This window comes from Leptolyngbya sp. FACHB-1624, from assembly GCF_047649235.1.
Taxonomy (GTDB): Bacteria; Cyanobacteriota; Cyanobacteriia; order Leptolyngbyales; family Leptolyngbyaceae; genus Leptolyngbya; species Leptolyngbya boryana.
Window position 1 is genome coordinate 5,956,324 of sequence record NZ_CP180258.1, and the last position, 26,468, is coordinate 5,982,791.

Sequence of the window (26,468 nt, forward strand, 5' to 3'; positions counted from 1 at the left end):
ATGATGACATCTCACGCACGATTACTCAAAATCCTGCTCGTTGAAGATTCCAGAAGTGACGCTGTTCTCATCCAAAGAACGTTAAGAGGCAGTAAGCTTGTGAACGAGTTGCATCTGGTGCGAGATGGAGTTGCAGCCACTGACTTTCTCTACAGAAGGGGGGAATATGTAGACGCTCCTCGCCCTGATCTCATCTTGCTCGATTTGAACTTACCCAAAAAAAACGGTCGCGAAGTACTCGCTGAAATCAAGGCAGATGAGGATCTGATGACAATCCCCGTTGTGGTTCTGACCACATCTTCTGATGAAGCAGACATCTTGAGAAGCTACCAGCTTCATGCCAACTGTTATATGGTCAAACCAGTTGATCTGGAACAATTTGTGGAGGTCGTTAAGTCGATCGAGAATTTCTGGCTTGCTTTAGTCGAACTTCCCCCTGAGCAAAGTTAAGACTGAGCAAAGTTAAGAGTTTTTTAACGTCTGTATCAAGTATCCTGATTCTGGAAAGGTAGCAAAAGTATCTTTAGTAATTTAAGACCTCATCAGAGTGTATTGATTTTAATTAAATCTTAGTTATAGATATTTTTACTGCTCGGCTTGAATTCATTCAGAATCCGGTAGACAATTTATGAGTACTCAGGTCATTTCTGCCTTGTTGGTTGAGGATAATTCCGCAGATGCCGCTTTATTGATGAAGTTGCTGCAATACAATGATCATGATACAAAATCTTGGCAAATCACTCATACCAAACGCCTAGAAGCTGCCTTAGAGCATTTGCATTACACTGAATTTGATGTCATTCTCCTTGACCTTTCATTACCTGATTCTCAAGGACTTGAGACTGTTATTCAAGTTCAAACTGCATTTCCCTATCTCCCGATCGTCGTACTAACAGGGTTGCAAGATGAAGCATTTGCTCAGCAAGCAGTTGCTCAAGGTGCCCAAGATTATTTGGTTAAAGGACAAGCTACCGCAGAACTACTATTGAAGTCCGTGAGCTATGCGATCGAGCGATCGCAAATCCTCAGAAGACTTCAGGAGAGTGAACACCGTTTTCGTGAAGTGTTCAACCAAACCTTTCAATTCATGGGGTTACTTAGCTCCGCTGGGATAGTTCTAGATATCAATCAACCGATGCAAGAAGCCTGCGATTTTCAAGATGAGCTGATTCTCAACCATCCCGTTTGGGAAGCTCCTTTTTGGCAATTAAGTGAACAATCTCAGCTCTGGTTGCAAGAAGCTGTATTCAGCGCATCTCAAGGTGAAACAGTGCGTTCAGAACTTCAAGCTTTCTCTCCTAGCGGGAGATCATGGTGGCTTGATGTATCTATCAAACCTATGAGAAGTAAGGATGGCAGCATTAGTTTGCTCATCGCAGAAGGACGAGACATTGGTCAACTCAAGCGAGCAGAGGCAGAAATTCGCCGCTCCCTTGAAAAAGAGCAAGAACTCAGCCAAATGAAAAATAGCTTTATTTCAATGGTGTCTCATGAGTTCCGTAACCCCATCTCAACCATTAGCTTTGGGGCGCGTCTTTTAGAAGATTATGATCTACCGGAAGAGCAAAAAACACGATGTTTTGAGCGGATTCATCGAGCAATTGATCGAAGTCTTCAGTTGCTTGATGAAATTCTAGTACTCGGTCGCACAGAAGACGGACGAGTTGAAGTTGAACTGACTCAACTGGAACTGAAAGAATTTTGCCGTGAAATTGTGGAGAGTTTTCAAATTACTCAAGGAAAATCTCATCACATCATTTTTGCGATCGAAGGTCATACCACTCAAGCTAGAGCAGATGCTTCTCTACTCAAGCACGCGCTTGACAACCTGTTGTCCAATGCCATCAAATATTCTCCAGAAGGAAGCGTTATTCGGTTTACTTTGACTTGTCAGGGGGATCAGGCTAAGTTCTGTGTTCAAGATCAAGGAATTGGTATTCCTCAGAAAGATCAACCGAAATTGTTTGAGGCTTTTTACAGAGCTGGAAATGCCTGCAAGATCCAAGGAACGGGGTTGGGACTAGCGATTGTCAAACGATGTGTAGACCTGCAAAAAGGGCAAATTCATTTTGAAAGTCAAGAAGGGATTGGAACGACTTTCACAGTCATCCTTCCACGCAACTGGATCCAACTAGAACACGAGCAGGTTACGGAATATTCTTTTCAATGACATTGAAAGGAAAATGAGAATTGCCAACTTTCTGAAGAGATATTCACGCTTGTGTGCTTGTGAAACTGCGATCGACAGAATTCCGGGTTCTCCCCACTCCCCACTCCAAATTCATTCATAGAGTTTGTTGTAGTTTAGCAACGAACTATTAAGAATCACTGACTGTGAAATCACTCTCTAGCCGCTCCTGAAAACGGTTTGCAGCTTTTTTGATGGCAGTGCGATCGCGTAACACATCACAAAGCAAGTGCCAACGCGGTCAGTAACTTTGAGAGAATGCAAGAGCAATCTCCACATCATCATTTCACGCTTCATGAAATTAGCTTATTGGATGTACGCGGGTCCCGCGCATATTGGCACTCTCCGCATTGCCAGCTCTTTTAAAAATGTTCATGCCATCATGCACGCGCCGCTCGGCGACGACTATTTCAACGTCATGAGATCGATGTTGGAGCGGGAGCGGGACTATACTCCAGTGACAACCAGTGTTGTCGATCGACATGTACTGGCTCGGGGATCTCAAGAAAAAGTCGTTGATAATATCACCCGTAAAGACGCTGAAGAACATCCCGATTTGATTGTTCTGACTCCGACTTGTACCTCCAGTATTTTGCAGGAAGATTTGCAGAATTTCGTCGAGCGCGCACAACTTGAAGCAAAAGGCGATGTGATGTTAGCGGATGTGAATCACTACCGCGTCAATGAGCTCCAAGCAGCCGATCGCACGTTACAGCAAATCGTGCAGTTCTACATCGCTAAAGCTCGCAAGCAAGGCAACCTCGTCACCGAAAAAACCGAAAAGCCTTCCGTCAATATTTTCGGAATGACGACGCTTGGATTCCATAACAATCACGATGCGACTGAACTGAAAAGGTTAATGTCTGATTTGGGCATTGAGGTGAATGCGATCGTGCCCGCAGGCGCAAGCGTTCATGAGCTGAAATCGCTTCCCCGTGCTTGGTTTAACCTTGTGCCGTATCGCGAAACCGGGTTAATGGCAGCAGAATATTTGCAGCAAGAATTCAACATGCCTTATGTTGACATTACTCCAATGGGCATTGTGGAAACAGCACGCTGTATTCGCAAAATTCAGCAAGTGCTCAATGCTCAAGGTGCAAATGTTGATTATGAATCGTTCATTGATCAACAAACGCGATTTGTTTCTCAAGCGGCTTGGTTTTCTCGATCGATTGACTGCCAAAATCTCACGGGCAAAAAAGCAGTCGTGTTCGGAGATAACACTCATGCAGCAGCCTTGACAAAAATTCTGTCACGCGAAATGGGAATTCACGTATTGCTGGCAGGAACTTATTGCAAATACGATGAAGCATGGTTTAGAGAACAAGTCAGCGAATACTGTGATGATGTCTTAGTCAGCGATGACAATGGACAAATTGCAGATGCGATCGCGCGGCTCGAACCTGCTGCAATCTTCGGAACTCAGATGGAACGCCACGTTGGAAAACGGCTCGATATTCCGTGTGGTGTGATTGCGGCTCCCATTCACATTCAAAACTTCCCAGTGGGCTACAAGCCATTTGTGGGCTACGAAGGAAGCAATCAGATTGTGGATTTGATCTACAACTCGTTTACTTTGGGAATGGAAGATCATCTGCTGGAGATCTTTGGCGGTCACGATACAAAAGAAGTGATTACCAAATCTGTTTCAGCCGACTCTGATTTGAACTGGAGTAAAGACGGACTGGCAGAACTGAACCGTATTCCGGGCTTTGTGCGCGGTAAGGTGAAGCGGAACACTGAGAAATTTGCCCGCGATCGCAATATTACTCAGATCACTGCCGAAGTTCTTTACGCTGCGAAAGAAGCAGTGGGTGCTTAGTTGATCAATCAGTCGCCGCTAGTATTCGATTTTGCGGCGACTGATGGAACTATGCGATCGTGTTTTAGATGATGTTTGAACAGTACCGTTCATTGCAGTTCACCCGCCCCAGAAAAGTAATCGTTCATCGCATTCACCCGCCCCGGAATGGAATTCGGGGCTAGTTGAACGAAGTCCACTCAAGGGACTAACAGCCAATTAGAATCAAGTCTTCAGTCCTTTTAAGGACTTCGCACCGTTAGCCCTAGACTTCCAGTCCGGGGCGAGATAGAACGGAGCAAGAAAACTAGCACTCTCTCAAGCGAATCTGCGCAATTCTCTACTCGCTTCGATTACACTGGATCTCTGTCTTTCACAAGCGCTCTCCATGTCTGTTTTCGCTGAGTTAATCGGGCAATCTCAAGCTGTCGAATTGCTAGAAAGTGCGATCGCGCAAGATCGTCTCGCTCCGGCTTATCTATTTGTGGGTTCTCCGGGCATTGGGAAAAGTCTAGCTGCTGAATGTTTTCTCGAAACCTTACTCGCATCGTCTCGATCGCGGATTCTCAATCGTAATCATCCTGATTTGCTTTGGGTTGCACCAACTTATCTCCATCAAGGTAAAAGACTAAGTGCTGCCGAAGCTGAGGCTGCTGGAGTCAAGCGCAAAACTCCCCCGATGATTCGCTTAGAACAGATTCGAGAGGTCAGCCAATTTCTCAGTCGTCCGCCATTAGAAGCGGTTCGATCGACCGTTGTAATTGAGCAAGCTGAAACCATGCCCGAAGCGGCGGCAAATGCTCTACTCAAAACCTTAGAAGAACCCGGACGAGCAACCATTATTCTCCTCGCGCCCAGTCTTGAGTCAGTTCTCCCAACGATTGTTTCTCGCTGTCAACGCATTCCTTTCTCCCGACTCGATGCGACTTCAATGGCAGAAGTCTTGAGTAAAACTGGACATGAAGCGATTCTGGCACAGCCGCAGTTACTAGCACTAGCACAAGGCAGTCCTGGAGCCGCGATCGCACATCAGCAAAAGCTCGATTCAATTGACCCAGAACTCTTACAGGCTGCAATGACCCTTCCGAGAACATTACGAGAAGCCTTGACCACGGCAAGAGCGATCGCAAAAAACACCGATAGTGAAACACAACTTTGGCTGATTGATTACTTGCAGCAAGGCTATTGGGCACAGATGCAGCATCAGGAGCGACCTCTGCAACTTTTAGAACAAGCGAAAACAATGTTACTGGCTTACGTTCAGCCGCAGCTTGTCTGGGAAGTGACTTGGATGCAGTTAATCAATTAACCGTGATGATCCCCTGATAAACCAGCGCATATTCTACACGGGCATACGTTAGTCTAGGTAAGGTGTTTTAAAGGTGAGCGCTGATAGCATTCTATTTCGGTGCGGAATCATAATGTGAGCGCAGAGTCTTTCTATCCTTTAAAAACACCCTCTAGGTAAATCTCGATCGGCACTTAGGAAATGACAGAGCAAGTTTATGATGTGGTTGTAGTGGGCGGTGGCGTTGCAGGAGCCGCTTTACTTTATTCCCTGGCAACGTTCACGGATTTGAAACGTGTGGCACTGATTGAAAAATACTCACAGGTCGCGACGGTCAATTCCAAATCAACGAACAATAGTCAAACCATTCATTGCGGCGATATTGAAACGAATTACAGCTTGGAAAAAGCGCTGAAAGTTCGTCGTTCCGCAGATATGCTTGTGCGTTATGCCACCCAACTACCGCCTGCAATTCGCGATCGCGTGATTTACCGCTATCCCAAAATGGTTGTGGGTGTTGGATCTCAAGAGAGTGATCTCGTCCGGCAACGGTACGAGAACTTTAAGCCGCATTTTCAGAACATGCAGCTGCTCGAAAAAGCTCAAATTGCTGAGCTTGAACCGAATGTGGTGCAACTCAATGGACAAGAACGACCGGAAGAATTAGCCGCGATCGCGATTCAGAATGAATATACTGCCGTGAACTATGGTGCTCTGGCACAGGCGATGGTGGAGCAAGCACAGGAAGTTTCAGGCAAGACCGTCGATCTAAGATTAGGCAATCCTGTGCAATCGATCGAGCCTGTCGGCGAAAATTATCGTATTACGACCGCAGATGCTACGATTACGGCTCGATTTGTGGTCGTCTCAGCAGGCGGACACAGTTTACTATTCGCACACCGGATGGGCATCGGTTTGGAATATTCTTGTTTACCGATCGCAGGAAACTTTTACTACACGCCGCAAGTGCTCAATGGCAAAGTCTACACGGTGCAGAATGACAAACTGCCTTTTGCTGCCATTCATGGCGATCCAGATGTCACCATGCCTGGAAAGACGCGCTTTGGACCGACAGCACTGCCGTTACCGCTGCTAGAGCGCTACAATTTGCAGACTTTTGTAGATTATTTAGAAGTGCTGCGTCTCGATCGGAGTGTCAGTGGTGTGCTCTGGGATTTATTCAAGGTTCGAGACATTCGCAATTACATTTTCAAAAACTTTGCCTTTGAAATTCCTGTTGTCAATCGTCGTCTGTTTCTCAAGGATGCTCAAAAGATCGTGCCATCATTACGGCTTTCAGATCTTGAGTTTGCGAACGAAGTCGGTGGAATTCGTCCGCAATTGATTGATAAGACCCAAGGTAAATTAATCCTAGGACAAGCAGAGATTGATCCAGGCGGCGGAATCCGGTTTAATGTGACGCCTTCACCTGGAGCAACGACCTGCTTAGGCAATGCGGAAACCGATCTCTTACGCATTCAGCAACATCTCGGCTGTACGGTCGATCGCACTTGGTTTAATGCCGATCGCGCTGCTGAAATCGAGGTCTAGACCCCGAAAATTTCATCAAGGCTGCGCGATCGTCGATGGATTCGATGGCTCTGCGCCTTGTGGATTGACAGGCGGACTCATCGTTGGGTTCGTCTGTGGACTCATCGTCGGACTCGGTGAACTCGCCTCCGACTGCTGATTGAAATATTGGTACGTCAACTCAGACATTTTGCGAATTGCATCACCCGCGCGATCGTCATTATGAGGACGCTTCACCATTGCAGCCATAAAGTACCGCTTCCCATTTGGCAAATCAATCATGCCCACATCTCCCAACATCATGCCGATATCGCCAGTTTTATGAGCAATCACTGCTCCCTGTCCTAGCCCTTGTGGAATCAATGAATTGTTCACTACTTTCCGCATGATGGTCAGCATTCTTTCATGCGATCGCATTGAGACTAATTTGCCACTATTGACTGCACTGAGGAGTGTTACCATATCGCGCGGACTACTCGTATTCGTGCCTTGCAGGTCTGGTAGAGCATTCTGGATGACGGTATTGGTCAGTCCCCAAGCTTGAAACCGTTGGTTCACTGCCTCTTTTCCACCCAAGAGATCAATGATCATATTCGTCGCAGTATTGTCACTAATATCAATCATCTTCGTTGCAACTTGAATTGCCGGGAACTGCGAACCCGGTTGAGAATCTTGCAAGTCACCAGACTCTGCTGCAATTTGTTCTTTTTTGAGAGTCAGAGGTTGATCTAATCGAACTTTACCTTCATCAACGGCCTGAAAAAAAGCAACTAAAATCGGAAACTTAATCGTACTAGCAGCAGGGATCGCATTCGAGCCATTGATATCAAAGTAAGCACCCGTATCTGCATCAACCACCATTAAGCCAGGGGTTAATTGAGTTTGCGGTGCGATCGCGCTTTGAATCTGAGTTTTCAGTCCGCCAATCTCTTGAGCAAGTTCTAGCTGTAATGTCGGCGTGCTGGGAGCAGCAGGCGGGGATTGTTCAGTTTTAGGAGCTTCTGCTGTCGTGCGACTGGCTGGATCAAAAATCGATAAACTCGTTCCTGCAATCACCCCAATTCCAATGCCTAAAATCAGCAATCGAGTGCCGTAGAGAAAGGCTAGTGCAGATGCACTTTTGGGACGGGGCGGGGCGATTGCTTTGCGTGCAGGTTTAGAACGACGCGGCTCAGGCGGTGGAACCACTTCTAAACGGCGACGAGCTTGCTGAGTGCGAGACTTAGGAAACTCCGCTGTTTTTTCCATTGTTTTGTCCGTGCGCCGTGCTCGACGAGTGCGAGGCGGTTCAGGTTCAGAACTGCGGTGGGGTTCAACCGGACGACGGCGCGATCGTGGCGCTTGTGCAATACGAGAACGCACACCAATCTCAGAGCGGTTTGAATTTGATCCTGACTCGTCAGTTCCGTCCCACATTGAAAATTCTCTCCGTTGATCAAGCGTCAAGTTTTTCGCAAAATGCACGCTATCCGTCTTCGTTTTTGAATCCGAGATTTGCGTTGTGTCACCTTACATGTCTTAGGGATTTTACATTGACTTCGTGAAACTGATCCGATCCAATTGTCTAATCTTCAGAAGTTTTTGTTTGTGTCGCCCATTCCACTTGCCGCAAAATCCCGCGCAGCAAGGAAACTTCCGCTTCTGAAAGTTCAGCCCGATTAAACAGATGGCGAAATTTTTCCATTCGACTTGCTGCGGTATGCGGTTGCAAATATCCAATTTTCAATAAAACCGATTCGAGATGTTGATAATAGCGATCGAGTGCATCTAACGAACACAAATCGGTGAATGTCTCTGAAGTTACTGGCATTTGAAAAAGCTCATAACAACAAATTGCGACAGCCTGAGCTAAATTCAAAGATTGATACTGATCGCTCGTCGGAATATACACAAACCGCTGAGCATATTTAAGCTCATCATTACTTAAGCCCCGATCTTCAGACCCAAAAAGGATCGCTGTATTTAATCCCGGCTCCAACAACCAAGGCAATGCCTGACGAGGATGTTCCAATGTCGTGTCCAGCCGCGATCGCACCGCAGTCGCTACTGCCCGATGACATCCCACCAATGCCTCCGGAATCGACTCCACAATTTTTGCAGCTTCTAAAACGTCGATCGCGCGCATCGCCATTTTCCGAGCATCATCCGATTGCAAATCACATTTGGGATTTACCAAAACCAACTGATGCAACCCCATATTTTTCATCACCCGCGCGATCGACCCCACGTTTAACGCACCCGCAGGCTCGACTAAGACAATCCGAACTTGAGAAACTTCCGGCATGATCAAATCGTAAAAAGTAAGCTAGAGAGAAGCAAACCTCATCTTATCCCGCCTACCGTCATGCCCCGCCATCGCGCCAAATCCGATCTTCCCACCAAAATCTGTCCCGTCTGCGGTCTGTCTTTCACTTGGCGGAAAAAATGGGCAGATTGCTGGGACGAGGTGAAATACTGTTCCGATCGCTGTCGAAACCGCAAAAATCAGCGTGCCTCTGAGTAACGGAGAACCCTGGCATGATAAGCTTTTGTGCTATCTAATCCCAATTACGAGGATGCTTAGCATGTCTGTCGATCGCGTTCAGCCCAAGTTGATCATTCATGGTGGAGCCGGAAGTTCGCTCAAAGGTAAAGGGGGAGCCGAGGCGGTTCGGCGATCGCTGCACAAAGTTGTTGAAGAAGTCTATGCCCTTCTCCTTGCAGGTGCGACCGCAACCGAAGCGGTTGTCACCGGATGCCAACTTTTAGAGGATGATCCCCGGTTTAACGCTGGAACTGGCTCGGTCTTGCAATCCGATGGTCAAATCCGCATGAGTGCTGCCTTAATGGATGGCGCACGGCAAAGATTTAGCGGAGTGATTAACACCTCACGGGTCAAAAACCCGATCGAACTTGCCTTATTTCTGCAAACGTCTGACGATCGCGTTTTATCAGATATGGGTTCAGCCGAATTGCTGCGAGAATTGCAACTTCCTCTCTATGATCCCCTCACCGAATTGCGCTTACAAGAGTGGATTCAAGAGCGCGAAGGCAACTTTAACCGCGCCATGGCAGGCGTTGTCGCTGAAAAAGAATTGATTTCCGAATCGGCTGGACGAGGCACAATTGGCGTTGTGGCATTGGATCATCATGGACGACTTGCTGCTGGCACCTCGACAGGCGGAAAAGGCTTTGAGCGGATTGGACGCGTCAGCGATTCTGCAATGCCTGCGGGAAATTACGCAACTTCAGAGGCAGCGATTAGCTGTACTGGCATCGGCGAGGACATTATCGATGAATGTTTAGCCGCAAAAATCGTCATTCGTGTGACAGATGGACATTCGTTATACAGCTCGTTTGAAAAATCTTTCAAAGAAGCCGAGAAAAACCGCCGCGATTTTGGCGCAATCGGACTGACTGCAACCGGAGAGATCGGCTGGGGGAAAACCAGCGAGGTACTTTTAGCGGCGTATCATACTGGCGATCGGATTGGTGACACGCTGGAACTGCCAGACGGAATGGAAGTCGGAACTGTGTGACAGTTAAAATTCCGTACACTGACTAGAAATTACTGAGAAACCTATGCGTATCTACGGATGTGCTGAGGAAAATGCGTAGGTATGCTTTTACGTAGAGATAGGCAAGTCTACCGAAGTAAGGTCGTCTATGTTTAGGGGGTCTCACCCCTCAGCCCTCAAGTGTGAGACTTTCCCTAAGATCCTGATATCAGGGCAATTCCGATATCTATCTGCAATCTCTCACTCCCCCTGAGAGATTTGCCCCTTCCGTAATTTCCGCATCAGTCACCCTTCCCCAAGCGTTGTGTTATGGCACTGGCACAGGTTTATCAACTCAAAGTCGAGGTCGCTCAAGCGTTTTATCAGCTTGGTGTCACTTATCATGCGATCGGTAATGCCCCAAAAACTTGTGAAACCCTTCGTCAAGCCGAGCGCTTGTTGAGCGAAGTCGAAGCGGTTCAGAAAATTGAGCAAGTGTTTCGCCATCCTTAAGCACGGTTGCAGCAAAAATTAATGTTTGAAGTGTGCCTTTCGTCGGTAGCATCAAGATTCCCTTATTAGTTGTAATCTCTGATGAATCCTGCGCTAAGCCAACTCGGAACCGATATGTCGCGTCTGTCCGGAGTCCGGGCAATCATGAAGGACATTATTGAGACGTTACGAGCCGGAGCCGGACAAACTTTCATTAATCTCAGTGCTGGCAATCCAGTGATTTTGCCCGAAGTAGAACAACTTTGGCGAGATTGCACGACAGAACTGCTTGCTAGTTCCGAATACAGTGAGGTTGTTTGTCGGTATGGTGCAAGTCAAGGGTATCAACCGTTAATTGATGCGATCGTTCAAGATTTTAATCAACGATATGGCTTAAATTTGAGCGATCGACATATCTTGATCACGCCCGGCAGCCAAAGCCTTTACTTCTATGCAGCTAATGCATTTGGGGGTTACACCGCGAGCGGAGAACTGAGAAAGATTGTTCTTCCTCTGAGTCCAGACTATACCGGATATGGCGGGGTCACACTGACTCCAGAAGCGCTGATTGCCTATCGGCCTGAATTAGAAATCGATCAAGAAAATCATCGCTTTAAGTACCGTCCAAATTTCAATCAGTTACAAATTGATGAACAAACGGGATGTGTCATTTTTTCCCGTCCGTGTAATCCTACGGGGAACGTACTGAGTGACGATGAAGTGAATAAAATTGCAACACTTGCAGCAACGTATGATGTGCCAGTGTTGATTGATTCTGCTTACGCTCCGCCTTATCCAGCCTTAAACTTTACAGACATGACTCCGCGTTTTGGAGGAAATGTTGTTCACTGTATGAGTTTATCGAAAGCAGGATTGCCTGGAGAACGTATCGGAATTGCCATTGGCGAACCCGAAATTATTCACACCCTCGAATGTTTTCAAACTAATCTCTGCATTCATTCCCCGCGATATGGACAAGCGATCGCAGCGCGCGCGATTCAATCCGGCAGACTTGCTGAAATTTCAACCAATGTGATTCGACCGTTCTACCAACATAAGATTGAGATTGTTGAAGCAACGCTCGATCGTAGTATGCCGCGATCGCTGCCTTGGTATCTCCACCGTGGAGAAGGCGCAATCTTTGCGTGGCTTTGGTTGGACGAATTACCGATCACGGATTGGGAATTTTATCAAGCATTGAAACAAGTTGGAGTCATTGTTGTTCCGGGTAGCACCTTCTTCCCAGGCTTACGAGAGGACTGGCAACACAAACAACAATGCTTAAGAATCAGTTTGACTGGAACTGATTTAGAATTACAAACTGCGATGGAACGACTCGCGCAAGTTGCAGAGCAAGTTTATGGAAGATAAAGCATGGGTTATTTAGAAATCGGGAAAATTGTTGCGGCGCAAGGACTAAAAGGCGAACTGCGAGTCTATCCCAACACAGATTTTCCCGAGCGATTTGAAGAACCAGGAGAGCGCTGGCTATTGCGCCCTAACCAAACCGAACCCGAAGTGATCGAACTCGTCTCCGGTCGCTATCTCGATGGCAAAGGTTTATATGTGATTCAAATTAAAGGCATTCGCGATCGCGATGCTGCTGAAGCTCTGCGCGGCTGTCAACTGCTCGTACCTGATAGCGATCGACCAGATCTCGAAGAAGGCGAATTTCATGTTGCGGACCTGCTGGGCTTATCGGTATACGAACAAGCTAGTCAAGAATTAATTGGAACAGTCAGCGATGTGATTCCGGCTGGACATGATTTATTAGAAGTCAAAAAAGTTACGCCGGAAGGCAGAACGATCTTAATCCCATTTGTCGAAGCGATCGTGCCCGTAGTTGACTTAGCGCAACGCCGAATTGAGATTACCCCTCCGCCTGGATTGCTGGATCTCTAGGCTAAATCGCTCTATCGCCATCCGGTTATCTCGGATAAGTAAACGATTATTACTAAAACAAATCTGTTTAATTCCGCATGGTAGCTTAAATAAAGGTTAGCTCCGCTACAAAACTGGATTGTTCAAGACAGAGTAAGGATTAGTGAATTGTGAAGCTAGGGATTAAGTAGTCAGAATTTGGACTGTCACGTTGTCAAGTAATCCCAACATGACAGGCATGATTTGATGGTTATGTAGCAGATTTAGGGCAAGGTATCGGCAACGCTATGCAATAGCAGAGTCGATTTCTGCGTGTTCGATCGCTCATTTTTCCGCCGTGTTGATCAGACTGATCCCATCAGAAAAATTTTCAGATATCTGCCTTCCGCTTTCCGAAATGACTTCCTAAGAGGGAGTAGTAATACGTAGACCGTGACTGAAACTATTCACTAGCCCCCGTGGTGAAATCAAACTCAGTCAACCGCATCCTCGCACCCCCTGTTAAAGACTTTATTTATTGAGAGGGCATTCCATGAAAGCATTACTGACTTACCTCCTCGCCCCTGTTAAACAGGTAACCCCCGTGATTGCTGGCTTCTCGCTTGCGGTTGCAGGTTTAATGGCGATGAATGCACCTGCTCAAGCTGCTCCCCGCACTCTGGTTAACACTGCAATGGCGCAGGCAACCACACTGCCGGATGGAGTTTACCTGTATGGGCAATCTGCACAGCCGAATCAACTTGGTCAAGCTTACTTTGTGTTTGAATCTCGGCAAGGCAAATTAGTTGGCGCACTCTACATGCCAAATTCCTCGTTCGATTGTACCTATGGTTCAGTTGAGCCTGAAAAGCTTTCGCTCATGGTGATCGACACATACGATCGCTCTGAGAATCCTTATGTGATTGCAACCGAGCAACCTGAGACAACCGTTGCATCGCGCTTAAATCCGGTTGCATCTCCGGTGAGCCTAGAAGGCTACCACCGCATTCAACAAGTGAGTGCAAACGATCAGCGAATTTTGAATACGTGCAAGCAGAACTATCAAACTCGCGTTTGGAAGTAGATGAAATGCAGGGGTTAAGTGTGGGTGCTGATTGATTTCAAGTTTAAACAGCACCCGCTTTCTCTGAACTCTTGGAAAAATTGGTTAAATTCAGCTGAATCGTCCCAGTTTAGCGCTAAGGTTTAGGCAAATTTTTGCTCTTTAAGCTTTTGGTGACGCTGGTGAAGTATTTTTTTCTATCTGATGGTTGGAGTGTGGGTCGAGTCTGGGAGCTAGGTGGCTTGTGGAATGAGACCGCCTGGAGACGCAAACCTCAAATTGATCGATTGAATATTTGTATTTGGGAAAATGGCGAAAAGCTCTGGCTTTATCGTGTTGAAGATGAAATTTTAATGGTCGAAGTCAAGCCTACTGAAAGTGTCGAGTCAAGCTCGATCGGGCAAGTGGTTTTGAAACGGTTAATTACAGCAGATCAAGCGATCGATCTCATTGGTAGCAATGTGGAATTTTGACTCATAAGTTGTGGGGGCAGTTTGCCCTCATCATGAGTTCAGAAGACCTGTTCTGCTCCGTCGATGATGAGCGAAATCATGCTCCAGGTTAGGAAATTTTGTTGAAATCTGTGTGATAAGTGATCAATTGAGGTTTGCCAATCTGAATTTGATTCGCTTCAAAAGCTTGCCGAACTCGTAATCGAAATTCTCGCCCAACGCTCCATTGTTCCATTGGGGCTGTTTTAATCCAAACGCGCACGAGCATTCCGGTATGGGAAAGATCATCGATGCCTAGCACTTCAGGCAGTTCGGGTATGCGATCGCGCCATTGGGGATCATCATACATTTGCTGTGAGACTTGCTTTAAAACATCAAGCACTTTTTTGGGGTCGTTTTCATAAGCAACTACGATCGAAAAATCAATCCGTGACCAGAGACGGGTGAGATTACAAACATTTGCGATCGTGCTGTTCGGAATGGTAATCAGGTGACCTTCGCTATTTCGCAGTTGAGTTACCCGCAAATTGAGATTTTCCACCAAACCGCTCTGCTGATCAATTTGAATCACATCTCCGACCGCAAATTGATCTTCCACTAAAATCAAGCAACCATTGACGAGATCTTTAATCAGACTTTGAGACCCAAAAGAAATCGCCAAACCAATGACTGCGCCTCCTGCCAAAATTGAACTCGTCGGAACGCTGAATAGATCCAGTGTCCAAATGATTCCAACCATGACTAAAACAAAAGTAATTAGTCCTTTCAAGGCTTCCGCGATCGTCGTACTTCTCATGACGACCCGTTGAGCTTCTCCTAACGGAAGCAGCGAACTCTGTTTCCAAGAGTGCATCAAGCGATCAATTAAACTTTTGCTGATTCGGATCGCTAAACTGATGCCAAACCAGAGAACTAAGAGTGCGACGGGCGTTGCCCATAAGTAAAAGCCCCACCTCATCAAAACGGGAATGATCGACAGGATATGAGCAATGCCGACATACCACATCAGGATGAATATCCACAGCAGCGCCCATTTGAGAAACTTGTTAAAGTCTAATTGCCGCTTTAGGCTAAATTGATGTTGCAAAGTTGCTAAAAACCGCGATCTTAGATTTGCAATTTCTCTTGCTTCTGTTTCTTCGGGGATCTCTGATTGCTGCGCTTTTTCTTCTACAAGCGCGTCTAATTGTTGCTGATACCGAGTTTCTATTAAGTTTTGCTGATGAGTTAGACCTCGCCGCAGTAACCAGATCACTCCACTCGACACCAGCAATCCCAGTAAGATTTGTGATGCTTGTCCAATGCGTTGCCGTAAGACTTCTGGTGCGGTCATCTGCTTGAACCGAACCATTTCAGCTTGAAGAATTTTTTTCCACTCTTCTGCTAATTCGTCCAGAGGTTTTCCATTGAAGTCAGCATCCGGTTCTGTCACTGTTACTAATCGAATCGGGCGAGTAGATTGACCGTCACTAATCTGAAGGATTAGGTGTTTATTCAAAGTTGAGATCGCTACTGTTGGAGGCTGTTTCGCCTCAATTGTTCGAGATAGTACTCGCCACAGCCGCTCATTCACCTCACTGGCTCGAATCTCGATCGGTAATTTATCGTCTGGAACTTTGTCTCGATTCAGAATCGTGGGTGAAGTTACCTCAAATAAGACTTTGCTATCTAAAGGCGATCGAATCGCAGCCGTTTCATACTCCCCATAGCGATTCACTCCATCAGGTAGAGTGAACGAAGAATTGGCAGAATTCGTTGGCAATGGGGGTAGTTGGCTCTGAGCGAACGGAGTCCAGCCAAGAACTAAGCTGAAGGTGAAGGCACTGACTAAAACAAAGTGAATCAGAGAAGAACGAAACAGTCTACGCATAGATAGCTCCTACAGATTTACCCCGCTATGGAACTAAACTACGAATTGCGCTGTAACGCAACCACTCCGGATTCAATCTAATAGAGACCTGAGTCTTGTTCCCTCAGATAGCTATCGATCATAGATTGAGCTTCACTGATGTCTCTCGAATTCCAGGAGCGACCATTTTGTAAGCGTTTTCCTTGAGGGCGGCACCACTGATGCACCATGCCCAACGCCTGGGAAGTTGTAAACATAGGCGGTTTTCAACTTCTTAGCTACAGCTTCTCCATAGGGCTGGGGAGTAACCGGGTCGTAAGCGCCATTCAATACCAGGGTGGGAATCTCCGGATTTTCGGTGACATAACCACAATCTGATTGGGCGGCAACAGAGGCAGGCACGTTAAAGGTTTTACAGTCAACAGTTTTCCATGTCGCACCAAAGCTGGTACGATTAGGGGCCGCGCTATTAACTGTACTGCTGCTAGTAGTGACAACCGCAACCGTAAGCAGGGTGAATGATCAAAAATGAGCCAGCCGTGGGTTCATGAGGGATTGTCCTTAAACGTACTTGCTTAGAGATTGACAGGTTTGGGCAGATCAGCGATCGCCCGCTCCGGGACTTGCTTGATCTGCAACCACATCACAATGCCCCCAATGAGTTCAATGGGATCGCTGAGTTGCACGATCGATCTCATAGCTGTGGCAGTTTGTTCATCCACCAGCGACGGTGCGACAATCTGCACAAAGTCCCACAGCCAGTGGAAGATAATCAACGGCAGGATGTTGTTAAGTTTGAGCATCAACGGCGCAAAGAGAAAGCCAAACTGAAAGGTATTGAGCAATTGTATGGGGACAGCTAGCAAAGGAACGCCCCCAAACACATTGACGGCATGGAGTAGGGAGAAGGCGATCGCGCTCACCAGCATGGCCCAACGGACTCGGTTGGTGGTCAAAAAGGCATGTAACACAATGCCCCGATACATGATTTCTTCCCCAAACCCGACTAACAGAGTGGTGAAGCCAACCAGGGCAAACGATTGCCATTGGGCGGCACTCAGGGAGGCACGAGCCAGACCCGACAGGAAGACTACCCAAGTGGCAATCAGCACAGCGATTAAGGGCAGAAACCATAGCAGTTGCTGACGGTTGAGGCGACGAAAGCCGATCGTCTGCCAACTAAAATAGCGAGTCACCCAGAAGACATTGACAATATTGAGCATAATGAGGATGAACCAGAGCAGGTTCATCATTTCTGGTTGACCGTAGTTGATGCCCATGAAGGTTTTCATGTAGAACATCCCGATACCCATAATCGCCGTATAGAGGACTGCGGCGACGATTGCGATCTGCGGCTTTGAAAACGAATTTAAATTCATACAGGTTGCTTCTGGTTAAATTTTGCTTCTACTTCGATGTAGTTGGCAGTACAAACTTCGGTTTCAGCGCGGCGGTACAGCTTGGGTTGGGAGGGATCTCAGGACGGTTAATAAACGCGATGCCGATATCTCTGCCACAGGGATTTGGGAGCACCACATGACCCTGGCTATAAAATTCTACATAGGTGCCCTTGCTTAACCATTCCAGGGCGCGTTTCCCGCGATCGGTGGTGGTGCTGGCATCGTAGCGACCCTGCAAGACCAGGGTGGGAACGTTAATTTTCACGACTTGCCGTTCTATGGGGTCTGCGGGTTTAACCGGCCAGTGTTTACAGGTAGTGATGAATTCCAGATTCTCCCCAAAGCTTGCTTGGGCTAACAGAGGCAGCGGCAAACTGCGATTCATGGCTTCGGCTTCTGCCACGGAACTCCAGGACACATGCTCGCGACAGTCGAAGCTGAAAGTCATTCCTATCATGATCCCCCCTTCATCGACGGGACTGACCTGATTGATGCTGTCTGTCAGCAGTTCATAAATGTGCCGAATCTCTGCCTCGTTCATGATCTGCAATTTTGCTTGGAGGGGTTGGGCGGTTTTAGTTGGAAAGATTTCAGCGATCAAGTCCAGCAAGGTCTTGCGATCGCGCGCCCGGTCGGCATCGTAGCCTGCACCATAGAAGTTGGCGATCGCGAGGTTTTGCTGGGGTTCTGGCAACGTCTTCAGCGACGTTTTTACCTGCTTGACCCACTGGGCTGAAGGCCGGTTTGCCTGGGCAGCGGCAGCGTTTGCCTGGAGGAGTTCCTGGGCTTTAATTTCAAAATTAGTTGCCAGTTTCCGATACTGCTCGACCACTGGCAAACCCTCAGGTTTGGGGTCTGACTCGAAGAGTTTACCAGAGAGGGCTTGCACATAGGTTGTTGTTTCGCCTCGTTCCAGTTCAGCAATCATCAACGGCAAATAGCCCCCGAAGATCCGTTGACCCAGCCATTGCGGTACATTGTTAGCAAAGCTCTCGAGCGTAATGCTGGTTTCGGGTGGGGGTGCCCCTGGGGGTGTGGCAGACGTCGTTTTGGGCAAAGGAATCGGCTGTTTAGCCAGTTTTTCGAGCAAGGCGTTGAGGCGAGCTTGCAGATTGGGGTATGCCTGGTTACACGCGGGATCGGCGGCACAATCCTCCAACAGGTTAACCACAGGTGTCACGTTCCGTTTTCCTGCCTCGGTGTATTTGTTGACATGGGGGGTAGCGGTGGAATCCAGGACAACACTCCGGACTACGGTAGGGTAGTTCCGGGCGATCGCCATCGCCAGATAGGTGCCATAGGAAATGCCATACAGGTTGATCTGTTTGTACCCCAAAGCAGTGGCTAAATTCACCGTATCGCGGGCACTATTGGGAGTGTTGAACTGACTTAAATCAAAGCCATGTTTTTGCAGCACCTGGGCGCAGAGCGCATGCTGGGCGATAGTGCGATCGTTTGTCAACGGATTATTATCGGCAATCTTTTTCACGTACTGGTCAAACTTGTTCCCCAACTTATCCAGGGCAAAGGCCGTGGGCGCACAGCCTAAGGAACTGGAAAACTGAGTTCCCCGCTGGTCAAAAAACACTACATCGCGGGTCTGGCGGTGAGGGACAAAAATAACCCGACTGTAAAAATCCAGCCGACTCACAGAGCTGCCCCCTGGACCCCCTTCTAAAAAAAAGATCGGATCGGGCAACGGTGACTGGCTGGTGCTGTAAAAGCGGGCATAGGTGATTTCGACTTGACGACCATTCGGCTGCTCATAGTTTTCGGGGACGGTGAGCACGCCGCAGGTCACGGTTTTTCCTTCCGTTTCCGCTGGCAGTGCGACCGGGCAGGGAATGGTTTGAGTGCGGTACGTTGGGGGAGACGAAGAGGCGGAGGCGATCGCGGCTTCCGGTTTGTTTACAGTCTGGGTCGATCCACAACTCGTTGAGAGCGCAGCCATGACGGCCAGTCCTAAAAATGGGTAGATTTTTTGCATGGGCATTATCCCTGATTGCTAATGGATTGCTAATGAAGGCGATCGCTCAACGTTCATGCAAAAGGCAGGTTTACTTCACCACAAAGAGCGGCTTGACTTGGGTCAGACAACTGCTGTTGGGCGCTTGCTTTGGGTTCGCCAGAAAGCCAACGGCAATTTGAGTTATGCAGGCTTCCGCAGCCATACCCCGAGGCGCAAATAACGCCCCATGCCCGACACCAGGGAAGGTGTAAACATAGGCGGTTTTTAAGTTCCTGGCTACGGCTTCCCCATAAGGCGAGGGAGTCACCGGATCGTAAGAGCCGTTTAACACCAGGGTGGGAATCTCCGGATTTTCGTAGACAAAGGGTGGTTTCAGGTCGGCTTGCAGAATGGAGCAGACTTTCGCCACCGTTTCACCTTCGCGGATGCCCAAGGGGATCAGTTGCGGATAGGGCGGCGGCAGCACCTGGGCGGGCGTAACTTGCACCGATTTCGCCCGAGCACAGAGGACGGTGTGATACATTCCTTTGGCGCTCTCATTCCGACTTTCCAGATCCCCTGAAAGGCCTTCTGCCATCCAATCAAAGTTGCCCTGGCTCGCGGTCTGGATGAGCTTGGGGATAGAAGTACCACGGGCACTTTCACCGGAATAGGGTCGGGTTAAACGAGATTCGAGGCCAATGAGAAAGGCATTGCCATCGAGTTGGGTCACGAATGTTTTTTTGCTGGAGGGAATGGTCAGGGTCAGAGGCACCGGTTTCTGGTTGAGTTGATCGACGATCGCCAGAAATTTCTGCTCCAGGTTGGGATAGGCTGAGCTGCATTGTTGATCTTGGGCGCAGGCGTGAAACAGATTTCGCAGGGCATAGCTCATGGTGTGACCCGACGCCAGATTAAAATCAACATCCGGTCTGACTACGCCATCCAGGATCACACTGCGGAGTTTCGCCTTGTGCTTGTCCGCCTGAGCGGTGACATATTGCCCCAACAAGGTGCCGTAGGAAACGCCATAGTAGTTGAATGTCCGGTAACCCAAAGTCTCTGCGACGAAGTAGACATCGGCTGCGTTTTCGCGGGTATTGAAGGCGCTGAGGTTGATGCCCTGTGATTTGAAACGCTCTTGGCAGGTCTTGAACCAGCTTGGGTCGGTGTATCCCATCTCCCCCTTGGCGATGGCGATGTTCTTGGCGTCGTACTCCGGGCAGGACAGGAAAGGCCTGGAATACCGGGTCCCCCGCTCCTCTACGAAGATCAAATCGCGGCTTTTTAACAAAGCTTGTAGTTCGGGAAATGCCGGCAAAGCTCCATCGAGAATAGCGCCGATGGTTGAGTCACCAGGGCCGCCCTGTTCAACAAACAATGGATCGGCGGCAGGGGCTTTGCTGGTGCTACGGGCACGCACGACAGCAAGCTGGATGGGTGCGCCCCTGGGGTTGGGCGTGCTGTTCGGGAACGGTGACGTAACCACAATCCGACTGGGCAGCAACGGCGGGAGGCACGTTAAAGGTTTTGCAGTCAACGGTTTTCCAGGCTTTACCAAAGCTGGCACGATTAGGGGTTGCGCCCTGGGCGGCACTGCCACTGATGGTAACCGCAACGGTGAGTATGGCAATTTGGCACAGGCGAGTTAGAGGCATCGTCATGACTGGTGATGGTAAAGGTGAGTATGGCAATTTGGGGCAAGTGAGCAGAGGTATCGTCATGGGGTCAATCCAGGAGAGGATTGGGGACATCGGAGATCGATCGCTCTGGTACGTGCTTGATCTGCAACCACAGCACAATGCCCACAATGATTTCAATGGGAATGTTGAACAGTCCGATCGCAGCCACAGCCGCGTGCGTTTGTTCACCCGCCAGGGGAGCGGCGAATACCACAAAATCCCAGAGCCCGTGAAAAATAATCAACGGCAGGATGTTGTTGAATTTGAGCATCAACGGTGCAAAGAAGAATCCAAATAGAAAGGTCGTGATCAATTGCATGGGGAGAGCCACTAAAGGAGCGCCCCCAAACACATTCACTGCATGCAGTAGCGAAAAGCCGATCGCGCTTACCAACATCGCCCAACGGACTCGGTTGGTCGTCAAAAAGGCGTGTAACACAATGCCCCGATACATGATTTCTTCCCCAAACCCCACTAACAGGGTGGTGAAGCCAGCCAACGCAAATAATTGCCACTGGGCGGCACTGAGGGAGGCACGACTTAAGCCCGATAAACAAACAACCCACATGGCAATCAGCAAAACGATCGAGGGTAGAAGCCACACGAGTTGCTGACGACTGAGGGAACGGAAGCCGATCGCCTGCCAGCTAAAATAGCGAGTCACCCAGAAGACATTGATGGCATTGAGGAGAATCAACACCAACCAGAACAGGTTCATCATGGCTGGATCGCCGTAGGTAATGCTCAGGAATGTTTTCATGTAAAACATCCCGATACCCATGATTGCCGTATAGAGGCATGCCGCTAGGATTGCGATTTTGGGTTTTGAGAGTGATGCAAGCTTATCCACAATGGTTAAGTTCCCTTTTTATGCAATGGTTTCTTCAATGCTTCCGACTCCTGCCATCATCGCCCTCGAACCTCATGAAGCTAGGAGGGTGCAACACAAAACGAGGCTTTAAACTGGCACGACAGTCAGCCTGGGCACACGCAACGGATCACTCACAAAGCTAGCTCCCACATCCCTGGGCACTTTGGGAAAAGATCAGTCCCTCATGGTCAAGATTCGGGTATTCGAGCAAGGTCGCTTTCGATAACCTTCGATCGAGCTACGCCCTGCCCGACTATTGGTTTGGATGTGAATTCCGGAAACTATGTTTGTGTCGCCGCGAATTTATTCATCAAGGCATTCATGCAAAAAGTCTATAATTGCACCGTAAGCTAAAATCGGTTTCTGCTGCTCCAATCCCCCGACTCACAGCTCCCCCGGAAACGTTCGATTCCATCGATCGCAATTCGACCACTCCGCCGATCAATCGTGACACGCGGATGATTTAGCCCATTCATCCGATATTTGCCTGTAATCTGGTCAGGCGTAATCTTGAGGTCGTTGAGCTTCCACCATCCGTTAGACCCGCCCGAATTGATTGGTGCAATTAGCTTTCCGGTTAGATGAATTTTCCCCTGCATATCGCGAACCTCGACTTGCACATCGGAATCGAAATTGTCAGTTGATGACTCGACACGATCGCGTCGGACAAATCGGTGGCGGCGATCGCTCCATTCATAACCAGCACGGGTTTCAACACCAGGTTTGCGGCCTTCCCCGTAGCAGATCAGGGTCAGACCTCGACGCGCTGAATCGCTATTTTCATGGGTAGAGCTACCTTGTTCCCGCAGATAGCTATCGATCACAGACTGAGCTTCACTGATGTCTCTCGAATTGCAGGAGCGACCATTTTGTAGAAGTTCTCCTTGAGGATTAAACAGTACCGTGCAGCCACTTCTAGGTCTCATTCCAGTTACGCTTAGATTGCCATTGTCTAAGGTATCAATCACGGCTTGAGCGTTAGCAGAACTTGTTCCGGTAAGAGCGAGCAAACCGAGGAAGATAGGAGCTAAAATTTTTGAGGATTTCATGGGTTGTCTTAAAGCAAATTGATTTGGACAGTTTGTTGATTTTCTGCAGGAGATCGACCTGCTGCGCAATCTACTATTCTGCAAAGAGGATGAAGTCACTGCGAACCCAGCCGATCGATTTAGATTGGACGAATTGCACTTTGCACCAGTTGAGGTCACTGCCGGAAGTATCTTTATCCGGTACGCACTCAAGGACGCTCACCTTGTCGCCTGGGACTCCATAGCTCGGTGAACTGGAGTTGACGGTTGGCTGCGATCGCACATTAATCTGAGCATTCGCACTACTGGCTTTCAGCGTACTAATGCCTCTTGGCGCAGTCGGTTGAGTGGTTGTAGGCGCTGTGCTCCAGTACACGTAGACTAGACCGCTCGGCAGTTTGAAGATCTGCCCTTTGTCTCCCAGTCCTGTCTGACGATAAACAGCGCCGCCTCTTTGATCGACATAGTTACCAGGATTGCTTCCAGTCGGCGTAAACTCATTGCGGACTCCATCTGCCCATTCGATGGAAATATTGCCCTGACGTTGAGAGAACTTACAAGACGTTGAAACGGTTGCTTTACTTTGTCCATTTGGATAGTATTCGCAACGGGCATTTGTAGTATCAGCTTTTGCAGATACAGCAAAACTAGCGGACGCGATCGTTGTCGCGAAGAGCAAAGATAGATTGCGTTTCAGCATGATGAAAACTCCAAGACTACGAATTTAGAGAATGATAAAGTTGTGCTGATGGCTCTTTAGACAAAAGACTTGATGCAGGAAGCTGTGATTTCAAGATTATTTCAAGATTTCTGATTGCTGAGTAGCAAAGCTCTTGAATAGAGCAAGTAGCTAAATGAGGAGGTATTGATAACAATATGTTAGTTCAAGGAAAGCTGTCAAATAGAATTGCTCCAAATCGATTAGGCACAAATCTGCTACAAACGGAGATGCACATTGTTAAACTCCTGGTTAACTTTCTGGCGTATTTTCGCTTCTGCTTCTTGCGCGATCGCAGTTCGATAGGTTTCGACGATGTGATTGGGCATGATGTCACCTTGATAGGATAGAAATGACCATTGCTCTCCACCATGCACGAATTAGACCTGTTGGGAAATAAGTGATAATAGACAAGAGAACCGTCATCTTACCCGATGCTAAACCTTGAACGCGCACTGAACCAAGACCGACTGCTGCGAGCATTGACAGGGCTAAATCGCAAAGCTTTTGATGCCTTGCTGCCGAGTTTTGAGCAGGCGTATGAGGTAAGTCGAGTAGCAGCAAAGCCCGTGCGAAAACGAGCAAGGGGAGGTGGACGCAAAGCGAGACTGCAAAGCATAGAAGCGAAGCTGTTCTATATTTTGCTCTACTTCAAGTGCTACCCGACGTTTGATTTAGCGGGAATTTTGTTTGACCTGGACCGCTCCCAAACACACGAATGGATGCACGAACTGCAACCTGTTCTTGAAGCAGCGTTGGGTCATGAGATGGTGCTACCAGAGCGCAAGCTGCGGAGTATTGAAGCGTTCCTAGAAATGTTTCCAGGTGTGGAGCGGGTGATGATTGATGGGACAGAGCGCCCGATTCAACGTCCGCAAGATCCAGACACTCAGACGCAGAACTACTCCGGCAAAAAGCGCCGACATACTCGCAAGCATCTTGCGGCAGTAGACCAAACCAAGCGAGTGTTAGTGTTGAGTCCATCTCGTGAGGGAAAGCTCCACGATAAGCGATTTGAAGCGGAAGAGGAGATCGCTTTTCATATCCCGGATGAGATCCCAATCGAGGTAGATTTAGGCTTTCAAGGCTTGCAATCCGAGTATGTCAATATTCGTATTCCACACAAGAAACCGAGAGGAGGTGAGCTAAGCGAGGAACAGAAACAAGAAAATCGCAGTTTGAGCCAATCGCGAGTTGTCTGTGAAAATGCGTTTGCAGGCATCAAGCGTTATGGGGCGGCGAGTGCGATTTATCGGAATCGCACACAAGATTTTGATGACCGTTTGATGCTGACTGCTGCCGGACTCTGGAACTTTTACTTGATCGCTGCTTAACCTGATGGCAAAAAGCAGGAATTTCACAACTCTACAACTTATTCCCCAACAACTCTATTCTATATTCAGTTGTTTGCTCATCGGTAGTAGAGGGATCGTATCGGCTAGATTGACGATTCGATAGTGATTTGGAATCAGGTTGCTGTGAGCCTCAATAAATTCCTTGTCGCCCACTCGTGGCCCTGCATACGCATAGAGCCGTAAATTTGGTCGAAGCTTGGGATAAAGTAGGGCGACTTCCATTGATGCAAATACTGCAAGCGCTGCCCCAAGACTATGACCTGAAACTAGCAGGGGTTTAGTTGGATCTAGGGATTGCACAGCCTCTGCAATGGGTTTCGCGAGAAACGTTTTGTAAAAATCATAGATTCCATAGTGAACTTTACCGATCTCAGTTTCGGTTTTGGGATCACTGTAGGGCGCTTGGAGTGCAAGGACATTCTCTAACCATTCAGTTTGACGCTGAGTGCCCCGAAGCATCAAGAGATTGACCTTGGGCGACGTTAACAGAAAGCCGTAGTAAACTGAGATCTTCTGCTGGAGTTGGACGACTTGCTTGACTTGATCTTGAATCACTCCCTTTGTTTCATTCAAGCGATCGCGAAGTTGATGCAAATTCTGGTTCGCGGAGAGTTCTGAAATGGGAATCTCGACAGGGATCGACTCTTCAACTTGCTCGTCTGCTTTGAAGGAAGTCACTTGCTTAAAGCTTGTAAATCCTTCTGAATAGAGGGGCAAGCTGGCAATACTGCCATCATAATCTGCTTGGTATTTGCCGCGCAGGTATTGATAAGTGCAGATCTTACTTCCAGTGATCAGAAGCTTTGAGATTTTCCGATCGTAAGGAACCGTGGGAGATCGTAGTTTGACGCTCTGCTGAACGGAAAGCGTATCTTTAAGCGCCGTCATATCTGAGCGGAAGGCAGTTTGAATCGACTCAGTTGGGTTGTACAACTGTCGAAGCTCAGCTTGCTCAGCTTCAATCTCACTTCGTTGCCAGTGATCTCGCCCTAATGCAGCCGCGATCGTGGCACCTAATCCTGACCAGAGTAGAAGACGGCGATTAAATCTCATCGGTTTGTTCCATCCCTCTAGGAGCTTTGCTGAGATAAAAATGATGCACAGCTTGTCCGATGCCCCAGAAGTAGCAGAATGCCATTGCTCCGGGTGCTAAAACCATCAACCGAGGCGATCTGAACAAGACCGCCAAAATAAATAGCCCCAACCAAGCGAATCCTGCACTCAGAATCGCTCCAGCAATGCCAAAGAGAATTCCCATTCTCGCAAGTAAGTCTCCTCCCTTTTGAAAGTGCCAGAGCCGCGCAATTCCCATAATCAGGAAAAGATTGAGAACAATCAGCGTGATCGCTTTGAGAAGATCAATATTTGGGACAGGGAGCAACGCCACGATCGAGGCTCCCAGCGCATAGTCTAAGATCAGATCCCGAACTTTGACATTGACCCTAGCAGGATGCTCCATGACGTGCA

26 protein-coding genes and 1 pseudogene are annotated in these 26,468 nt (G+C 48.2%); 13 read left to right on the plus strand and 14 right to left on the minus strand.

What is annotated here, in order from left to right; genetic code table 11:
• The 5 genes from ACMUEV_RS28365 to ACMUEV_RS28385 all read left to right on the plus strand — a co-directional run bounded on the left by ACMUEV_RS28365 (position 1) and on the right by ACMUEV_RS28385 (position 6,828).
• Positions 1 to 450 carry a response regulator gene (locus ACMUEV_RS28365; protein ID WP_242044732.1) on the plus strand — a complete coding sequence of 150 codons (450 nt, stop codon included), beginning with the start codon at positions 1 to 3 and terminating at the stop codon, positions 448 to 450.
• 178 nt (positions 451 to 628) lie between these two features.
• Positions 629 to 2,170, plus strand: coding sequence for a sensor histidine kinase (locus tag ACMUEV_RS28370; protein ID WP_190652993.1), 1,542 nt, complete (start codon positions 629 to 631; stop codon positions 2,168 to 2,170).
• Between the two features lie 313 nt (positions 2,171 to 2,483).
• On the plus strand, positions 2,484 to 4,010 hold the full coding sequence (bchB, locus tag ACMUEV_RS28375; RefSeq protein WP_190652992.1) for a ferredoxin:protochlorophyllide reductase (ATP-dependent) subunit B: 1,527 nt from the start codon (positions 2,484 to 2,486) through the stop codon (positions 4,008 to 4,010).
• Between the two features lie 367 nt (positions 4,011 to 4,377).
• Positions 4,378 to 5,298 carry a DNA polymerase III subunit delta' gene (locus ACMUEV_RS28380; protein WP_190652991.1) on the plus strand — a complete coding sequence of 307 codons (921 nt, stop codon included), beginning with the start codon at positions 4,378 to 4,380 and terminating at the stop codon, positions 5,296 to 5,298.
• A gap of 180 nt (positions 5,299 to 5,478) precedes the next feature.
• Positions 5,479 to 6,828: an FAD-dependent oxidoreductase gene (locus ACMUEV_RS28385; RefSeq protein WP_190652990.1), complete on the plus strand. Its 1,350-nt coding sequence runs from the start codon at positions 5,479 to 5,481 to the stop codon at positions 6,826 to 6,828.
• A gap of 15 nt (positions 6,829 to 6,843) precedes the next feature.
• Here ACMUEV_RS28385 and ACMUEV_RS28390 read toward each other — a convergent pair whose 3' ends face one another.
• Complete coding sequence (locus ACMUEV_RS28390) at positions 6,844 to 8,223, minus strand: serine hydrolase (RefSeq protein ID WP_190652989.1); 1,380 nt, start codon at positions 8,221 to 8,223, stop codon at positions 6,844 to 6,846.
• A 148-nt stretch (positions 8,224 to 8,371) separates the two neighbouring features.
• Positions 8,372 to 9,091, minus strand: a complete 720-nt coding sequence (locus ACMUEV_RS28395) for an RNA methyltransferase (RefSeq protein WP_190652988.1) — start codon at positions 9,089 to 9,091, stop codon at positions 8,372 to 8,374.
• A gap of 60 nt (positions 9,092 to 9,151) precedes the next feature.
• Between ACMUEV_RS28395 and ACMUEV_RS28400 the strand changes: the two genes are divergently transcribed.
• From ACMUEV_RS28400 to ACMUEV_RS28430, 7 genes are all read left to right on the plus strand, one after another.
• Complete coding sequence (locus ACMUEV_RS28400) at positions 9,152 to 9,310, plus strand: DUF2256 domain-containing protein (RefSeq protein ID WP_071596137.1); 159 nt, start codon at positions 9,152 to 9,154, stop codon at positions 9,308 to 9,310.
• Between the two features lie 61 nt (positions 9,311 to 9,371).
• Positions 9,372 to 10,325 (plus strand): isoaspartyl peptidase/L-asparaginase, encoded by a 954-nt coding sequence (locus tag ACMUEV_RS28405; RefSeq protein ID WP_017285807.1) that lies wholly within the window; start codon positions 9,372 to 9,374, stop codon positions 10,323 to 10,325.
• Between the two features lie 288 nt (positions 10,326 to 10,613).
• Positions 10,614 to 10,796, plus strand: a complete 183-nt coding sequence (locus ACMUEV_RS28410) for a hypothetical protein (protein WP_190652987.1) — start codon at positions 10,614 to 10,616, stop codon at positions 10,794 to 10,796.
• An 81-nt stretch (positions 10,797 to 10,877) separates the two neighbouring features.
• The gene (locus ACMUEV_RS28415; RefSeq protein WP_190652986.1) at positions 10,878 to 12,146 is read left to right on the plus strand and encodes a valine--pyruvate transaminase; all 1,269 of its coding nucleotides are present in this window, start codon (positions 10,878 to 10,880) and stop codon (positions 12,144 to 12,146) included.
• Between the two features lie 3 nt (positions 12,147 to 12,149).
• A complete protein-coding gene (gene rimM / locus ACMUEV_RS28420) occupies positions 12,150 to 12,677 on the plus strand; it encodes a ribosome maturation factor RimM (protein ID WP_017285804.1) in 528 nt (175 codons plus the stop codon).
• 511 nt (positions 12,678 to 13,188) lie between these two features.
• Positions 13,189 to 13,719, plus strand: coding sequence for a hypothetical protein (locus ACMUEV_RS28425; protein WP_017285803.1), 531 nt, complete (start codon positions 13,189 to 13,191; stop codon positions 13,717 to 13,719).
• A gap of 134 nt (positions 13,720 to 13,853) precedes the next feature.
• Complete coding sequence (locus ACMUEV_RS28430; RefSeq protein ID WP_199329687.1) at positions 13,854 to 14,171, plus strand: hypothetical protein; 318 nt, start codon at positions 13,854 to 13,856, stop codon at positions 14,169 to 14,171.
• Between the two features lie 88 nt (positions 14,172 to 14,259).
• Here ACMUEV_RS28430 and ACMUEV_RS28435 read toward each other — a convergent pair whose 3' ends face one another.
• From ACMUEV_RS28435 to ACMUEV_RS28480, 10 genes and pseudogenes are all read right to left on the minus strand, one after another.
• Positions 14,260 to 16,020 (minus strand): mechanosensitive ion channel family protein, encoded by a 1,761-nt coding sequence (locus tag ACMUEV_RS28435; RefSeq protein WP_242044729.1) that lies wholly within the window; start codon positions 16,018 to 16,020, stop codon positions 14,260 to 14,262.
• A 77-nt stretch (positions 16,021 to 16,097) separates the two neighbouring features.
• Complete coding sequence (locus ACMUEV_RS28440; protein ID WP_242044728.1) at positions 16,098 to 16,256, minus strand: hypothetical protein; 159 nt, start codon at positions 16,254 to 16,256, stop codon at positions 16,098 to 16,100.
• Between the two features lie 19 nt (positions 16,257 to 16,275).
• Positions 16,276 to 16,401, minus strand: a pseudogene (locus ACMUEV_RS28445) (hypothetical protein); the annotation flags it as partial.
• Positions 16,402 to 16,574: 173 nt separating this feature from the next.
• A complete protein-coding gene (locus ACMUEV_RS28450; RefSeq protein ID WP_190652985.1) occupies positions 16,575 to 17,378 on the minus strand; it encodes a CPBP family intramembrane glutamic endopeptidase in 804 nt (267 codons plus the stop codon).
• Positions 17,379 to 17,406: 28 nt separating this feature from the next.
• Positions 17,407 to 19,386, minus strand: a complete 1,980-nt coding sequence (locus tag ACMUEV_RS28455; protein ID WP_190652984.1) for an alpha/beta fold hydrolase — start codon at positions 19,384 to 19,386, stop codon at positions 17,407 to 17,409.
• Positions 19,387 to 19,456: 70 nt separating this feature from the next.
• Positions 19,457 to 20,770, minus strand: coding sequence for an alpha/beta fold hydrolase (locus ACMUEV_RS28460; protein WP_190652983.1), 1,314 nt, complete (start codon positions 20,768 to 20,770; stop codon positions 19,457 to 19,459).
• Positions 20,757 to 21,011, minus strand: a complete 255-nt coding sequence (locus ACMUEV_RS28465) for a hypothetical protein (protein ID WP_190652982.1) — start codon at positions 21,009 to 21,011, stop codon at positions 20,757 to 20,759. The genes ACMUEV_RS28460 and ACMUEV_RS28465 overlap by 14 nt, the downstream gene beginning before the upstream one ends.
• A 64-nt stretch (positions 21,012 to 21,075) precedes the next feature.
• Positions 21,076 to 21,789 (minus strand): CPBP family intramembrane glutamic endopeptidase, encoded by a 714-nt coding sequence (locus ACMUEV_RS28470; RefSeq protein WP_190652981.1) that lies wholly within the window; start codon positions 21,787 to 21,789, stop codon positions 21,076 to 21,078.
• A gap of 461 nt (positions 21,790 to 22,250) precedes the next feature.
• Complete coding sequence (locus ACMUEV_RS28475; protein WP_199329686.1) at positions 22,251 to 22,949, minus strand: hypothetical protein; 699 nt, start codon at positions 22,947 to 22,949, stop codon at positions 22,251 to 22,253.
• Positions 22,950 to 23,022: 73 nt separating this feature from the next.
• Entirely contained in the window at positions 23,023 to 23,628 is a 606-nt protein-coding gene (locus ACMUEV_RS28480; RefSeq protein WP_242044727.1) for an SH3 domain-containing protein, read from the minus strand.
• Positions 23,629 to 24,080: 452 nt separating this feature from the next.
• Here ACMUEV_RS28480 and ACMUEV_RS28485 point away from each other — a divergent pair, with 452 nt between their 5' ends.
• Positions 24,081 to 24,980 carry a transposase family protein gene (locus ACMUEV_RS28485; RefSeq protein ID WP_415354661.1) on the plus strand — a complete coding sequence of 300 codons (900 nt, stop codon included), beginning with the start codon at positions 24,081 to 24,083 and terminating at the stop codon, positions 24,978 to 24,980.
• A gap of 54 nt (positions 24,981 to 25,034) precedes the next feature.
• On the opposite strand, the gene ACMUEV_RS28490 is transcribed toward ACMUEV_RS28485, so the two are convergent.
• Together ACMUEV_RS28490 and ACMUEV_RS28495 are read right to left on the minus strand one after the other, a co-directional pair.
• On the minus strand, positions 25,035 to 26,054 hold the full coding sequence (locus tag ACMUEV_RS28490; RefSeq protein WP_190651040.1) for a lipase family protein: 1,020 nt from the start codon (positions 26,052 to 26,054) through the stop codon (positions 25,035 to 25,037).
• Positions 26,044 to 26,460 (minus strand): hypothetical protein, encoded by a 417-nt coding sequence (locus ACMUEV_RS28495; protein ID WP_190651038.1) that lies wholly within the window; start codon positions 26,458 to 26,460, stop codon positions 26,044 to 26,046. The genes ACMUEV_RS28490 and ACMUEV_RS28495 overlap by 11 nt, the downstream gene beginning before the upstream one ends.
• Positions 26,461 to 26,468 lie beyond the last annotated feature (8 nt).

Excerpts from the sequence above, each read along its gene's own strand:
- ACMUEV_RS28370 (WP_190652993.1), top strand. The coding sequence starts at position 629 with ATGAGTACTCAGGTCATTTCTGCCTTGTTGGTTGAGGATAATTCCGCA.
- ACMUEV_RS28405 (WP_017285807.1), top strand. The coding sequence starts at position 9,372 with ATGTCTGTCGATCGCGTTCAGCCCAAGTTGATCATTCATGGTGGAGCC.
- ACMUEV_RS28435 (WP_242044729.1), bottom strand. The coding sequence starts at position 16,020 with ATGCGTAGACTGTTTCGTTCTTCTCTGATTCACTTTGTTTTAGTCAGT.
- ACMUEV_RS28495 (WP_190651038.1), bottom strand. The coding sequence starts at position 26,460 with ATGGAGCATCCTGCTAGGGTCAATGTCAAAGTTCGGGATCTGATCTTA.
- ACMUEV_RS28395 (WP_190652988.1), bottom strand. The coding sequence starts at position 9,091 with ATGCCGGAAGTTTCTCAAGTTCGGATTGTCTTAGTCGAGCCTGCGGGT.
- ACMUEV_RS28440 (WP_242044728.1), bottom strand. The coding sequence starts at position 16,256 with ATGTTTACAACTTCCCAGGCGTTGGGCATGGTGCATCAGTGGTGCCGC.
- ACMUEV_RS28415 (WP_190652986.1), top strand. The coding sequence starts at position 10,878 with ATGAATCCTGCGCTAAGCCAACTCGGAACCGATATGTCGCGTCTGTCC.
- ACMUEV_RS28485 (WP_415354661.1), top strand. The coding sequence starts at position 24,081 with ATGCTAAACCTTGAACGCGCACTGAACCAAGACCGACTGCTGCGAGCA.
- ACMUEV_RS28455 (WP_190652984.1), bottom strand. The coding sequence starts at position 19,386 with ATGCAAAAAATCTACCCATTTTTAGGACTGGCCGTCATGGCTGCGCTC.
- ACMUEV_RS28465 (WP_190652982.1), bottom strand. The coding sequence starts at position 21,011 with ATGACGATGCCTCTAACTCGCCTGTGCCAAATTGCCATACTCACCGTT.
- ACMUEV_RS28365 (WP_242044732.1), top strand. The coding sequence starts at position 1 with ATGATGACATCTCACGCACGATTACTCAAAATCCTGCTCGTTGAAGAT.
- ACMUEV_RS28450 (WP_190652985.1), bottom strand. The coding sequence starts at position 17,378 with ATGAATTTAAATTCGTTTTCAAAGCCGCAGATCGCAATCGTCGCCGCA.
- ACMUEV_RS28385 (WP_190652990.1), top strand. The coding sequence starts at position 5,479 with ATGACAGAGCAAGTTTATGATGTGGTTGTAGTGGGCGGTGGCGTTGCA.
- bchB (WP_190652992.1), top strand. The coding sequence starts at position 2,484 with ATGAAATTAGCTTATTGGATGTACGCGGGTCCCGCGCATATTGGCACT.
- ACMUEV_RS28400 (WP_071596137.1), top strand. The coding sequence starts at position 9,152 with ATGCCCCGCCATCGCGCCAAATCCGATCTTCCCACCAAAATCTGTCCC.
- rimM (WP_017285804.1), top strand. The coding sequence starts at position 12,150 with ATGGGTTATTTAGAAATCGGGAAAATTGTTGCGGCGCAAGGACTAAAA.
- ACMUEV_RS28470 (WP_190652981.1), bottom strand. The coding sequence starts at position 21,789 with ATGAAAACATTCCTGAGCATTACCTACGGCGATCCAGCCATGATGAAC.
- ACMUEV_RS28390 (WP_190652989.1), bottom strand. The coding sequence starts at position 8,223 with ATGTGGGACGGAACTGACGAGTCAGGATCAAATTCAAACCGCTCTGAG.
- ACMUEV_RS28490 (WP_190651040.1), bottom strand. The coding sequence starts at position 26,054 with ATGAGATTTAATCGCCGTCTTCTACTCTGGTCAGGATTAGGTGCCACG.
- ACMUEV_RS28380 (WP_190652991.1), top strand. The coding sequence starts at position 4,378 with ATGTCTGTTTTCGCTGAGTTAATCGGGCAATCTCAAGCTGTCGAATTG.
- ACMUEV_RS28425 (WP_017285803.1), top strand. The coding sequence starts at position 13,189 with ATGAAAGCATTACTGACTTACCTCCTCGCCCCTGTTAAACAGGTAACC.
- ACMUEV_RS28475 (WP_199329686.1), bottom strand. The coding sequence starts at position 22,949 with ATGAAATCCTCAAAAATTTTAGCTCCTATCTTCCTCGGTTTGCTCGCT.
- ACMUEV_RS28410 (WP_190652987.1), top strand. The coding sequence starts at position 10,614 with ATGGCACTGGCACAGGTTTATCAACTCAAAGTCGAGGTCGCTCAAGCG.
- ACMUEV_RS28480 (WP_242044727.1), bottom strand. The coding sequence starts at position 23,628 with ATGCTGAAACGCAATCTATCTTTGCTCTTCGCGACAACGATCGCGTCC.